Source organism: Comamonas sp. 23 (assembly GCF_049601575.1).
In the GTDB taxonomy this organism is placed as follows: Bacteria; Pseudomonadota; Gammaproteobacteria; order Burkholderiales; family Burkholderiaceae_C; genus Comamonas; species Comamonas squillarum.
Genome location: NZ_CP187127.1, coordinates 1 through 13,130, shown reverse-complemented (window position 1 = coordinate 13,130; position 13,130 = coordinate 1). Strand labels below are relative to the sequence as shown.

Annotated in this window: 11 protein-coding genes; 8 read left to right on the top strand and 3 right to left on the bottom strand. The window is 56.8% G+C overall.

Going from position 1 to position 13,130, the window contains the following annotated elements; translation table 11 throughout:
• Window positions 1-120 precede the first annotated feature (120 nt).
• The 8 genes from ACPEE1_RS00055 to ACPEE1_RS00020 all read left to right on the top strand — a co-directional run bounded on the left by ACPEE1_RS00055 (window position 121) and on the right by ACPEE1_RS00020 (window position 7,308).
• Window positions 121-1,050: an AAA family ATPase gene (locus ACPEE1_RS00055; RefSeq protein ID WP_423934905.1), complete on the top strand. Its 930-nt coding sequence runs from the start codon at window positions 121-123 to the stop codon at window positions 1,048-1,050.
• Window positions 1,047-1,526 (top strand): hypothetical protein, encoded by a 480-nt coding sequence (locus ACPEE1_RS00050; RefSeq protein ID WP_423934904.1) that lies wholly within the window; start codon window positions 1,047-1,049, stop codon window positions 1,524-1,526. Before ACPEE1_RS00055 ends, ACPEE1_RS00050 begins: the two co-directional genes overlap by 4 nt.
• Window positions 1,523-2,023: an HORMA domain containing protein gene (locus ACPEE1_RS00045; protein ID WP_423934903.1), complete on the top strand. Its 501-nt coding sequence runs from the start codon at window positions 1,523-1,525 to the stop codon at window positions 2,021-2,023. The genes ACPEE1_RS00050 and ACPEE1_RS00045 overlap by 4 nt, the downstream gene beginning before the upstream one ends.
• Complete coding sequence (locus tag ACPEE1_RS00040) at window positions 2,023-2,928, top strand: CBASS oligonucleotide cyclase (protein ID WP_423934902.1); 906 nt, start codon at window positions 2,023-2,025, stop codon at window positions 2,926-2,928. The genes ACPEE1_RS00045 and ACPEE1_RS00040 overlap by 1 nt, the downstream gene beginning before the upstream one ends.
• A gap of 9 nt (window positions 2,929-2,937) precedes the next feature.
• Window positions 2,938-3,711 carry a DUF6602 domain-containing protein gene (locus ACPEE1_RS00035; RefSeq protein ID WP_423934901.1) on the top strand — a complete coding sequence of 258 codons (774 nt, stop codon included), beginning with the start codon at window positions 2,938-2,940 and terminating at the stop codon, window positions 3,709-3,711.
• A 367-nt stretch (window positions 3,712-4,078) separates the two neighbouring features.
• A complete protein-coding gene (locus tag ACPEE1_RS00030) occupies window positions 4,079-4,363 on the top strand; it encodes a hypothetical protein (RefSeq protein WP_423934900.1) in 285 nt (94 codons plus the stop codon).
• Window positions 4,364-4,846: 483 nt separating this feature from the next.
• Window positions 4,847-5,842, top strand: coding sequence for an HNH endonuclease (locus ACPEE1_RS00025; RefSeq protein WP_423934899.1), 996 nt, complete (start codon window positions 4,847-4,849; stop codon window positions 5,840-5,842).
• A 608-nt stretch (window positions 5,843-6,450) separates the two neighbouring features.
• Entirely contained in the window at window positions 6,451-7,308 is an 858-nt protein-coding gene (locus ACPEE1_RS00020) for a hypothetical protein (RefSeq protein WP_423934898.1), read from the top strand.
• Between the two features lie 337 nt (window positions 7,309-7,645).
• On the opposite strand, the gene gyrB is transcribed toward ACPEE1_RS00020, so the two are convergent.
• From gyrB to dnaA, 3 genes are all read right to left on the bottom strand, one after another.
• Entirely contained in the window at window positions 7,646-10,222 is a 2,577-nt protein-coding gene (gyrB, locus tag ACPEE1_RS00015) for a DNA topoisomerase (ATP-hydrolyzing) subunit B (RefSeq protein WP_182344529.1), read from the bottom strand.
• Between the two features lie 118 nt (window positions 10,223-10,340).
• A complete protein-coding gene (dnaN, locus tag ACPEE1_RS00010) occupies window positions 10,341-11,459 on the bottom strand; it encodes a DNA polymerase III subunit beta (RefSeq protein ID WP_116925466.1) in 1,119 nt (372 codons plus the stop codon).
• Window positions 11,460-11,588: 129 nt separating this feature from the next.
• Window positions 11,589-13,130, bottom strand: coding sequence for a chromosomal replication initiator protein DnaA (gene dnaA, locus ACPEE1_RS00005; RefSeq protein ID WP_116925467.1), 1,542 nt, complete (start codon window positions 13,128-13,130; stop codon window positions 11,589-11,591).

The following is a 13,130-nucleotide window of genomic DNA, read 5'->3' as shown; positions in this document are numbered from 1 at the left end:
TTTAGGAATCTGCGCATAGCTAGTTTCAGCACCTGAACCGCAGTTCAACCAATCTTTTCCACGTTGCAGCAACACTAGTGGTCATAGCAACAACAGCGCCCGGTTGTGGGCGATTTACCCTTGAACGCAAGCACCTCTGCACAACATCTTGTGCGTCCTGAAGACCTCCCTCGCGGTATTTCTGCCGTGCGCCTGCTCCCTGACTCGCAGCTCGATGCGCTGTGGGGAAGCATCATCGTCAAATCTGAAATCAAAGAACAGCTGCTCTCGCAAGGCATTCTGAACTTCTCTTTGCGTACAAAGGTGTCGCGAGACAAGCTTCCGATGCATGGCGTAATCCTGCTCGTTGGCCCACCAGGTACTGGCAAAACGACGCTCGCCCGTGGATTAGCCAGCCAACTGGCTCATTTCATGCCGAGAGCAAAACCTCGTCTTGTTGAGGTGGACCCGCATGCACTGACCAGTTCAGCGATGGGTAAGACACAGCGCTCTGTAAGCGAGTTGTTTTCGCAGACCATCGCGGAATTGGCGAGCAGTGGACCTACTATCGTGCTACTGGATGAAGTTGAGACGCTGGCGGCAGACCGCTCCCGCATGAGCTTGGAAGCAAATCCTGTCGACATCCATCGCGCAACAGATGCCGTCCTTGTGCAGTTGGACGCACTGGCTGAACGCAATCCCAATATCCTGTTTATAGCTACCAGCAACTTCCCACAGGCCATTGATGATGCCTTCACTTCGCGATGTGACCTGGTGGTGGAGGTTCCGCCTCCGGCACAGGAAGCTGTTGCTCAAATTCTCGAGCACTGCATTGATAGCTTGAGTGAGCATTTCCCTGCACTCGCAAAAATTGCCAAGTCGAAAGACCTGGCTAAGGTTGCTCAAGCTTGTGAAGGTCTCGACGGCCGAGCACTGCGCAAGATGGTGGTCAACGCTATGGCTCAGAGCCGTGAAGTTGCTGCCGACCCCAACAAGTTGACCATTGACCATCTGCTCTCTGCGGCGGCAAGCGCGAAAGCTGTTCGCATGCAGAAAGGAGGTGCAAAGTGAGCTCAACTGTCCGCCGAGACTTTCGAAGCGTGCCCTATCGCGATGCCCTCGAAACCTGGAACTCTATCGTCGACATACTCACTGCGAAAAGTACCACTGATGATGCCCGCAAGGAGCTGATGAAGGTGGCAGGTATTGTTAGTAGTGTCATCGCAGACCAGGCTCCAAAATCCAGCCCCATCGTTGTGACTTGCGATGGGCCGCGCACCCGCATCTACTGCTCTTACGACGACGATGCGCTTGATGACTCTAGTTGCAACGAGGAAAAGCTAAGCTTCGACGCTACTGAAGGGTCATGGCAAGTTTCCGTCGCCGTCCATTCCGAAGACCTCGCCTGGGTCCAGGCAGCACTGAAGAAGCACACTTCTCGTGTTGTCGCCCGCGATGCTGCCTCCGGCTTGGTCATTGCAGAAGAACAGGCTTCTGCGAGTGCAACCGCCGTGACGCTCGATATGGAAGGCTTTTTGAAATCATGAGCGCCGTAGCAGTCTACTCATACACCCAATCAACCACTTATGTCACCGACAACGTGCTTAAGAGTCTTAAGGATGTCATCCGCCTCAGCGGTCTTTCTCCCGAGAACTTGGTGAATAGCTGGGACAGCAAGCACCGGGCCATCAAGACTTGGCTCGAGTCACGACACCTAGAGCGCGTGGAGCTTGAGATTTATAACCCGCTGACGAACGCACTGCTTGTTCGTTGGGACCTGGACATCGTCTACCAATGGTCGGACGGTGATGGGGCGTTTTACACCGACACAGAACAGCTCAAGTACGCCATCAAGAAAGCTGGCGTAGCACCCGAGAACGCCAGCTATTCCATTCTGCTCAAGACGAAAGCTGGGCGCCCGGATGTCTCTGGCTGGGGGCCGGCATCTAACCGTCCAACAACTGGCATGGTCCGTCAGGCCTTGGGCTCAACCGTGGAACACAGCGGCCTTGGAGCAAGCGCCGCATATTGGAGGCACAGCTAATGATTTCCCTTGATGAAGCATTTCGCAAGTTCAAGTCGCGTCTTGAGTTAAATGAACGTGAGCAGACTAACGCATCAAAGCGCCACACTGAGGTGCGCGAATACATCCGCACCAAGTTCGCCATCCAGCGTGACTTTTTGACGGGCTCCTATGCACGGCACACTAAGACTAAGCCGCTCAAGGATATTGACATCTTCTTCGTGCTGAGCGCATCTGAGACTGAGAAATATCACTCTCAACCACCCTCCAAAGTGCTCGAGGATTTCCACAAGGTCTTGGTAGACAAGTATGGTGAGGCCGCTGTGCGTAAGCAAGGGCGCTCTATCAACGTTGACTTCGGTGTAGTGGTCGATGCTGACGACAACACTGACTACCGAGTTCTGAGCGTGGATGTAGTTCCTGCAGTGTCTGCAGGCTCAGACTACGAAATTCCGAACAATGACACGGGTAAGTGGATGAAGACGAACCCCGAAATCCATGCGGGCAAGGCGCGAGATGCTCACCAAGCTTTTTCCAGTGAATGGAAAGGCTTAGTGCGGATGGCCAAGTACTGGAACAACAACCCGAAGCATGGCGCTGACAAGCCGGTTAAGCCCTCGTTTCTCATTGAAGTGATGGCCCTGGAGTGCCTGCACGGTGGATGGCAGGGCCGATTTGACTATGAAGTGCAGACGCTGTTTTCGTCGCTAGCAGACCGCATCAAGGATGAGTGGAAAGACCCAGCCGGCCTAGGTTCACCTATTAGCGATGGCATGGACGATGCACGCAAAGAGCGTGCTTACCAAATGCTTGTCGCAGCTAGTCGAGAAGCCTCAAACGCTATTCATTTGGCGCGTAAAGGCCAAAACACTGAAGCGCTTAAAGCTTGGCGACAGCTCTTCGGTCCCAAGTTCCCTTTGTCCTAATTTCTCTCTATGACCCAACAGAATTCTCCAACAACAGCGACCGCAACAGCGCTTGGTGCGGGCGCTAACGACACCACGTGGCTTAAGAGAGCTTTCGTCAATGTTCAGAGCAACCTCAGTGGTCAGATGGCCCTCGCATCTCAGTCCATTAGCCACGCTGGAACTATGGGTTCGGTAAATGAAGAGTATTGGCTGGAGCTGTTGCGTTCATACCTGCCCAATCGCTACGAGGTCGCCACTGGCATCGTTATTGACTCACTCGGCAATCGCAGTGACCAAATTGACGTTGTGGTATTTGACCGGCACTTCACCCCCACGCTGCTAGACCAGAAAAGCCATCGTTACATCCCTGCTGAGGCGGTGTATGCAATTTTTGAGTGCAAACCGGAAGTTAATAAAGGCTATATCGCTTATGCAGAGAACAAGGCAGCTTCGGTCCGTTCAATGAGTCGGACTTCGGTGGCTATCTCTCATGCTGGTGGTACTTTTAAACCAAAGCCGCATTTCCGCATCATTGCTGGCCTTCTCGCCCCGAATACTGGTTGGGTTGGTGGCTTAGGTGATACGTTTCTTGGCAACCTTGGAGATGATGTTGACTCATCACTGGACTGTGTCTGTTCGCTCGAAGATGGTTGCTACGATGACTACGACGGCAACAAGCTAGTGTTCGCGGAACAGGGCGCATTGATGTACTTCCTCTTCCGCTTGTTGGCTCGATTGCAATCGTTGGGCACAGTACCAGCTATCGATTGGGCGGCGTACAGCCGAATCATCAAACCATAACTTTTGCGGCTATTATTGAAAGGAGCTAATTTGGCCATTCTCTCATTGCACATAGTCCTGCTCCGGGAGGCTGTAGTGTCTGTAACGAATTCTCCCACAGACTTTGTCCAGCAACTGAGTGGCGTACAACACACGCCCGGCCAGTGGATTTCATAAATGAATTTATTTCTGTATTTTATACATTATAGATTCTATAAATCTAGGCGAAAAAACTCACTCCGCATTTATTTCGTGTCAATTTATACCGCATGTGCCAAATATGGATTGCGGCTTGGTACGGGCCAAACTATGTTAGAGAAATCATCCAAACTAGGAAATTTTTAATATGCCAACTTTTAATTTCTTGTTCACGTATTCAGTCTCTCCAATGAGTGATGAGGCAACAAAAATTCAAAAAGCAAATTCCACTAGAAGGCAAATTGCTGAAATTGAAAAAGATAAATGGGAAAAACTTACTGATGTAGAGACTGCATTTGCTGGGGAAATTTATCTTGAATCATATATTGCATCCAAACAAAGAAAGGAAGCACAAGAAATAGTGAGCAATGAGCTGAAAAAGGTGATTGATGAAAATAAAGCACTTTTTGATATATGGGTGAGCGTCGCCCTTATGGTTGATGGACTAGGTGAATGTATAGAGTTTAAGATTTAAGAATTCATTAGCTATTAGCTCAAGCCGACACGCATTCTGTGGGCGGCTTACCTAGTCCGTTGTATGGCTGCTTTATGATGCCATCAGAGGCAGCTTGTGGCCGGTTTCCGACTGTATTTGGCCGATCTACGACTGTCGCAAACCGACCCAAAGCGGTCTCTCTTAGCAAGCGTAGAGAAGCGCCAAATGATGCATCTGTTACATTTCTTGTAATTCAGTCGGGCTCGACATGAACCATGGCGGTCAGTTAGCGATCGGCTTATAAAAAATCTTTGTTTATTCCGAGACTGACCTCACGCTCCGCTGCACCGACCACGTTTTTCGGCCGGTGAATTAAAAGTTAAGCCACATAGAACTATTGTCAGGGGTATTTGGATTGAAAGCAGTAGAGAATCTGCTAGAGACTGGTTGGGCTGGCCGCAGTAGTGAAACCGTGCCGTTTAGCGGAGGTGTGAGATTTTTTCTCGAGAAAATGGGGGGATCATGCGCGAAGGATTAGATCGGGTCGTCGATGCATTAAGGCTAGCAGCAGCTGGGCTGGACCAGCTTTTCGAACGCAAGGGGATTAAGTCCCACATGATGCCCAACCCAGATGGGCACCCTTGGATTCGCGTCATGCATCCCATGCACGAAATGCGCTTCATAGGGATCACGCCAAACCGCGGAGATGGCCCGATATACTTGAAGCTGCGCGTATTTCTGTACGAGCAATACAAAGATGAGTTTGATCGGTTGCTGTTGGGCAAGTTCTTCTCATTTGAAGGGGTGGCGCTGCTACGCAATCCCGCATATCCGGGCGCGTCTTGGTTGCGTTACTTGGAGGATGAAGGTAGACCCGTTGTTGGTTACGAAACAACAATCAATGTGTCCTCCTGGCCTGACGAAACGTTTAATGCCCGCATTCACTCTCTATGCGAGGAATTTTGCCTGTTCGCTAAGGCTGTTGTGACTGGTGGTGCTGAATACGACGCGCTGCCGGACACTAGGCCTAGCAACCCTGCACCTGCGTGGCTTCGTGATGAGGCGGCGCTAGAGGAGCTACAGGCTAATTCTGACCTTAGCGAGTCAGAAATTTTGGCTTTGGTGAAGATCCGTATAGGGCAGAGCAACTACCGGCAGCAGCTCATCCGGAGATGGGGTGGCTGCTCGGTGACGGGCTGCAAATTGACGGAATTCCTCATCGCATCCCACATTCATGCTTGGGGCAAGTGCGAAAGCGCTGATGAGCGCTGGGATCCAGATAACGGACTGCTCCTCACACCAAGCCTAGATAAACTTTTCGACCGCGGATTAATCGGTTTCGACGACAGCGGTTACGTGGTGATCCATCCTAATCTGGCACGCGGCCAAATGCATCACTTCGGAGTCGATCAGAACATTCGATTACGAAGAGATGTGCTTAACATGCATCTAGGCATCATGAAGTACCTCAAGCTTCACAGACAAGTCAACGGGTTGGAGCCGATATCAGTTGCTTAGGAACTATAAGCGAACCTGTTCGATTGACTGCATTCAGTCTGACTGCTGCTGCCTTCAGGGATGCTGTCAAGGACTGCATCTGGCCGAATTGAGGCATCGTACCAGCAGCTCCAAGTGGCGGCGCATGACTGTTGCTGCTCGGCCCTATGCAGTCATCGGTCTGACCCAATAGCGGCAGTCGGCCCAGTTCATTTCACGCGCTTCAAATTCCACTCATGGGTGGCACAGTCTGCTCAAATGCTAAGCGTTGAGCCGCCTTTTTAAACCTCGTGCTCATAGCCGGTCGTCCCTCCTGCCACTTCCATGCTGTGTGCCATCTTTCTGCATATCCTGGTGCTGCGGCAAGGAACTGGAGACCGCGTGGGCTGCGCTTGAGTACTGCTGGCGTTCGGTGTCGGCCAATGACAAAGGTGAAGATGGGCTGCTTCCGCCAATGCGCCCAGATGTCCGGTGGCGGGTTGAATGACTCGACATCTTTACCGGTTGCCGCGATGGTGGCTATGAGTGTCATTCATGGATTGTCCTATGGGCGGGGCGCAATGATGGATGAAGTGCCGTTTGGCTCGGTCCGCCACTTGTAGACTGTCGAAAAAGCGGAGGTGTTCTAGATGCAAACAATGGGTTCAAAGCTCTTGGGGATTGTTCGTGTACCTGAAAACGAGCGGGTTCGCTGCCAGAACCCTGGTTGTGGCCATGGGGTGCACGCGGCAATCCATATCGTGCGCGAGGGCGGAGTCCTGATGGTGCTGGGCAGCACATGCTTTGAGCGCCGCTATGGAAGCGCCAAAGCTCTGGGACAGCCCCAGTTCAACTTCGGTGGGTCTGGTCGACCGCTGACAACCGAGGAGCGCGAGTTGCTGGATACCAATACAGATCTTCTGCTGGCGCGGTTTGAGGAGGAAGAGCGTCAGCGCCTGATCCGGGAGCAGGCGCAGGCGCAGGAGCAGGAGCAGGAGCAAAGGCGACTCGCTGCCCAAATGGAAGAGCGTCGCCGGGAAGCCCAACGCCTGGCTGCAAGATCTACTGTTGCCTTCGATCCACGGGAAAAGCTTCGAGCTTTGAGAGCGGCATTTGCCAACAAAGTGATCCAAGAGCCTGTACCGCGCGTTTTCACGCAGCACCAAGAGCCTGATGGTCCTGTGGCGCCACCCTCTCCACCTTGGGCGCAGGAGGTGAAATTGAACGGCAGCTTCTTCTGCTACGCCTTTGACGATGGCAGTAAATGGGTTCTGTACCCGCACAAGAAGGGCGACTATGTCCTGCGGCCATGGCCAGCGGCCGAAGAGGGATGGGATGAGGCCTTGCCGCCAAGTCTTGGAAGGCCGGAGCCAGAATCAGGCTTCTACCGGGTTACTGACCACATGGGTTTTCTTCATGCCGTCGCGCGATTCAGCACGGGCCTGCGTAACACATCGAATCCAGCCGAAATTCACCACGAGTTTGAGGTGCTCGCGCGAAAGGCCTGACCTCGCCCTCCAACGCTCACCGCTTGGGCTACGAAAACATGCCCATCAAGAGTTGAAAGCCGTCACAGAGCCATCTCGAACATCCGTGCGCGAATGACCGCTATGCGGTTGTGAGCGAAATAGTGCAATGAGATCATAGGTAACAACAATCACTGCAAATTGTCCATAGAAAAAGATATAAAAAAGAGCCCGGATGAATCCGGGCTCTTTTTGCTGGCTATGCCAAGAGTCTTCATTTAACGCCTAAAGGTAGGTGAGTCGTTTGGTTTGTGGCATCCAGTCGCAAAATTGTGTCGCGAGTCGCAAACAATACGGCGCCCTACGAGAACCTACACCATCACACATCAATATTCCCCGCCCGCAATGCATTGGTCTCGATAAAGTCGCGGCGGGGCTCGACCTCGTCGCCCATCAGCATCGTGAAGACGCGGTCGGCTTCGATGGCGTCGCCGACTTTGACCTGCAGCAGGCTGCGGACTTGGGGGTCCATCGTGGTTTCCCACAGCTGCTCGGGGTTCATTTCGCCCAGGCCCTTGTAGCGCTGGCGGGCGGTGGTGCGTTCGGCTTCGCTGATGAGCCACTGCATGGCCTGGCGGAAGTCGGTCACTTTTTCCATCTTGGCTTTTTCGCCTTCGCCACGGGTGACCTTGGCGCCTTCGGCGAGCAGACCGTGGAAGTTCTGGGCTTCGGCGGCCAGCGCCGCGTAGTCCTGGCCTTCGACAAACTCCTGCGTCAGGATGGAGCTCTTGATGTTGCCGTGGTGGTGGCGGCTGATGCGCAGGATCGGCTTTTCGGTGTGCGGGTCCAGCTCGCCCGTGACCTCGGCGGGCACGCCGGTGGTGGTCAGCTCGCGCAGCTTGGCTTCGAGCACCGGGGCGCAGACCATGGCGTCGTCCAGCGTGTCGAGGCGGATCTGCACGCCGTCGGCGATGGCGCGCAGCGCTTCGGCGTCCAGGTAGGACGAGAGGCGGTCGATGACGGTTTCGGCGGCCAGGTGCATGCCGGCCAGGCGGCCCAGCTCTTCACCATCGATGGTGCGCGGGTTGGCGCCGCCGGTGCTGACGCTGGCGCCTTGCAGGGCCACGCGCAGCAGGAACTGGTTGAGGGCAGGGCCGTCCTTGAGGTACAGCTCTTCCTTGCCGTTCTTGACCTTGTACAGTGGCGGCTGCGCAATGTAGATGTGGCCGGCTTCGACCAGATCGGGCATCTGGCGGTAGAAGAAGGTCAGCAGCAGGGTGCGGATGTGGGCGCCGTCGACGTCCGCATCGGTCATGATGATGATGCGGTGGTAGCGCAGCTTGGCGAGGCTGTAGTCGTCGGTGCTGCTCTTGCCCGAGTCTTCGCTCACCTTGCCGATGCCGGTGCCCAGCGCGGTGATCAGGGTGACGATTTCGCTGCTGGAGAGCAGCTTTTCGTAGCGGGCTTTTTCCACGTTCAGGATCTTGCCGCGCAGCGGCAGGATGGCCTGGAACTTGCGGTCACGCCCTTGCTTGGCCGAGCCGCCTGCGGAGTCACCCTCGACGATGTAGATTTCAGACAGCGCTGGGTCTTTTTCCTGGCAGTCGGCCAGCTTGCCGGGCAGGCCCATGCCGTCGAGCACGCCTTTGCGGCGCGTCATTTCGCGGGCCTTGCGGGCCGCTTCACGGGCGCGGGCCGCTTCAACGATCTTGTTGCAGATGATCTTGGCGTCGTTGGGCTTTTCTTCGAGGTACTCGGTCAGCAGCTTGCCGACGATGTCCTCGACGGGCGCGCGCACTTCGCTGGAGACCAGCTTGTCCTTGGTCTGGCTGCTGAACTTGGGCTCGGGCACCTTGACGCTGAGCACCGCGCACAGGCCTTCGCGCATGTCGTCGCCGGTGACTTCGACCTTGGCCTTCTTGGCCAGGTCATGGTCAGCGATGTACTTGCCGATGACGCGGGTCATCGCCGCGCGCAGGCCGGTTAAATGGGTGCCGCCGTCACGCTGGGGGATGTTGTTGGTAAAGCACAGCACCTGCTCGTTGTAGCCGTCGTTCCACTGCATGGCCACTTCGACACCGATCTCGGTGCCGGGGATGCCGCCATAGGTCTCGGCCGGGCGGCTGCCTTCGGCGTGGAACACGGTGGGGTGCAGCACTTTCTTGGTCCCGTTGATGAACTCGACAAAGCCCTGCACGCCGCCGGCGCCGGAGAAGTCGTCCTCCTTGCCATCGCGCTCGTCCTTGAGGCGGATGCGCACGCCGTTGTTCAGGAAGGACAGCTCGCGCAGGCGCTTGGCCAGGATCTCGTAGCGGAACTCGTAGTTTTCCTTGAAGATTTCCTGGTCGGGCAGGAAGTGCACTTCGGTGCCGCGCTTCTCGGTGGCGCCCACAATGCGCATCGGCGAGACTTCCACGCCGTCGACCACTTCGACCAGGCGGTTTTGCACAAAGCCGCGCGAGAAATCGATCTGGTGCACCTGGCCTTCGCGGCGCACGATGAGCTTGAGCTTGATGGACAGCGCGTTCACGCAGGACACGCCCACGCCGTGCAGACCGCCCGAGACCTTGTAGCTGTTCTGGTTGAACTTGCCGCCGGCGTGCAGCTCGGTCAGCGCGATTTCAGCGGCCGAGCGCTTGGGCTCGTGCTTGTCATCCATCTTCACGCCGGTGGGAATGCCCCGGCCGTTGTCCACCACCGACAGCGAGCCGTCGGCATGGATGGTCACCAGGATGTCGTCGCAATAGCCGGCCAGGGCCTCGTCAATGGAGTTGTCCACCACTTCAAACACCAGGTGGTGCAGGCCGGTGCCGTCCGAGGTATCGCCGATGTACATGCCCGGGCGTTTGCGCACCGCCTCCAGCCCTTCCAGGATCTGGATGGCGCCTTCGCCATAGCCGCTGGCATCGGGGCCTGGCGTGCTGGGGGATTGTTCCGGCTGGTTTTCTGCGGTCATGAAGCTGCCTTGGTACTGCACTGGCGGGCGCGGCGCCCTGCCATGTCTTTGAATCAAATAAATCTCGGTGCTGCGCCGGCCTGCTGCTGCAAACCGGCGCGCGGGTCGCCTGCGTGGCTTACATGCGCATCGGCATGACCACGTACTTGAAGGTGTCGTTTTCCGGGTTGGTGATCAGCGCCGAGTTGTTGTTGTCGGCAAAGTCGATGCGTACCATGTCCTGGCCCATGTTGGAGAGCACATCGATCAGGTAGGTGACGTTGAAGCCGACTTCAACGGCCGGGCCGCCATAGTCGATGTCGAGCTCATCCACCGCCTCTTCCTGCTCGGCGTTGTTGGCTGCAATGCGCAGGGTGCCGGGCTCGATGGTCAGGCGCACGCCCTTGAACTTGTCGCTGGTCATGATGGCCGTGCGCTGCATGCTGGCCAGCAGTGGCGCGCGGCCCAGCGTGATGCTGTTGGGGTGGTTGCGCGGGATGACGCGGTTGTAGTCGGGGAACTTGCCCTCGACCAGCTTGGTGACGAACTCCATGCCGGCAAAGGTAAAGCGCGCCTGGTTGCTGGCGAACTGCATCTCGATGACGGGCTGGTTGTCGCCGCTGGCGTCCGACAGCAGGCGCTGGAGCTCCAGCACGGTCTTGCGCGGCAGAATCACTTCCTGCTTGGGCACTTCCACATCCAGAGTGGCGCTGGCAAAGGCCAGGCGGTGGCCGTCGGTGGCCACCAGGCTCAGCGTGTTGCCCTCGGCCACGAACAGGATGCCGTTCAGGTAGTAACGGATATCCTGCACAGCCATCGCGAACGAGACCTGGCCCATCAGGTCCTTGAGCACCTTTTGCGGCACGCTGAACACGGGGCCGAACGAGGGTGCTTCCTGCACCAGCGGGAAGTCTTCTGCCGGCAGGGTCTGCAAGGTGAAGCGGCTCTTGCCACCCTTGAGGATCATCTTGGACTGCTGCGTCTCCAGGCTCACGGTCTGGTCGCTGGGCATGGTCTTCAGGATGTCGATCAGCTTGCGCGCGCCCACGGTGGTGGTGAAGTCACCCATGTCACCGCCCAGCTCGGCCGTGGTGCGGATCTGGATTTCCAGGTCGCTGGTGGTCAGCTGCAGCGCATTGCCGGTCTTGCGGATCAGCACGTTGGCCAGAATCGGCAAAGTGTGGCGCCGCTCGACAATACCGGCGACCGACTGCAGTACTGCGATGACTTTGTCTTGTGTGGCCTTCAGAACAATCATTTCAACCTCTTGTCAAATTGCGGTGTTGTTGTGGACGGCAGTTGTGCACGGAGCCCCCTCTGCACCTGTCCCATTTGCCATTGTGCCTGCGGCAGGCAGGCAATTGGCGAAATCAAAAAATTCCATCGGCTAGCCCTTGAGGGTCTGCTCCAGCACGTGCAATTGCTGGTTCAGCTCGGTCAATTGCTGGCGCTCGCCACCGATCTTGCGCACCGCGTGCAGCACGGTGGTGTGGTCGCGGCCGCCAAAAAGCTCGCCGATTTCCGGCAGGCTTTTCTGGGTCAGCTCCTTGGCCAGGTACATGGCAATCTGGCGCGGACGGGCAATGCTGGCCGGGCGCTTTTTGCTGTACATGTCGGCGACCTTGATCTTGTAGTAGTCCGCCACGGTCTTTTGGATGTTTTCCACGCTGATCTGGCGGTTCTGGATCGAGAGCAGATCGCGCAGCGCCTCGCGCGCCAGCTGGATGGAGATTTCCTTCTGGTTGAAGCGCGAGTAGGCGAGGATCTTGCGCAGCGCGCCTTCGAGCTCGCGCACATTGGAGCGCACGTTCTTGGCCACGAAGAAGGCCACTTCCTCGGGCATCTCGGTGCCTTCGACGCGCGACTTGTTGATCAGAATGGCAACGCGCATCTCCAGCTCGGGCGGCTCGATAGCCACCGTCAGGCCCGAGTCAAAGCGCGAGACCAGGCGCTCGTGGATGTTGGCCAGACCCTTGGGATAGGTGTCGGACGTCATCACGATGTGGCTCTTCTTGGCCAGCAGCGCTTCAAAGGCGTTGAAGAACTCTTCCTGCGTGCGGTCCTTGTTGGCGAAAAACTGCACATCGTCGATCAGCAGCAGATCGAGCGAGTGGTAGCGCTCCTTGAACTCGTCAAAGGTGCGGCGCTGGTAGGACTTGACCACATCCGAAACGAACTGCTCGGCATGGATGTAGAGAACTTTGGCGTCCGGGTTGTCGGCCAGCAGCTTGTTGCCCACGGCATGCACCAGGTGGGTCTTACCCAGACCAACGCCGCCGTAGATGAACAAGGGGTTGTACAGATGTCCGGGAGACGCCGCCACATGCATGGCCGCCGAGCGCGCCATGCGGTTGGCAGTACCTTCGACCAGCGTGTCAAACGTGAGCACCGGGTTCAGGCGGTTGCGGAAGTTGCCACTGGCATTGCCGGTATCACCCTCGGCGCTGCTGGCCTGGCCCGTATGGGGCGCGGGGCTGGCGTCGCTGATCTGGATGCTGTTGCGGTACTGCTCGGCCGCGTTGGCGGCAGCCTGGCCGGGGTTGCGGCTAGCTGGCCCGTAGGACGGCCCCAGGCCCATGCCTGACGAGGTGCCACTGCCCTGAGCCGACGCTGCAAGCGCACCACCGCTGCGCACCGGTGGGCGCACAACGGTGCGCACGGCCGCATCTCGCTGGGCAATGGCCAACTCGATGGCCACCGGTTGTCCGTAGGTTTCCTCCAGCATGGCGGCCAGGCGGCCGGTGTATTGGGCGCGAATCCAGTCGAGCTTGAAACGGTTGGCCACATAGAGCGTGACCTTGGACAAGTCGTCCGACACGACAGCGGTCAGCGGCTTGATCCAGGTGTTGAACTGTTGCTCGGGCATTTCTTGGGCGAGTTGCTCTACAACTGCACGCCACAAACCTTGGCCCAGGCTGGCTTCATCCAT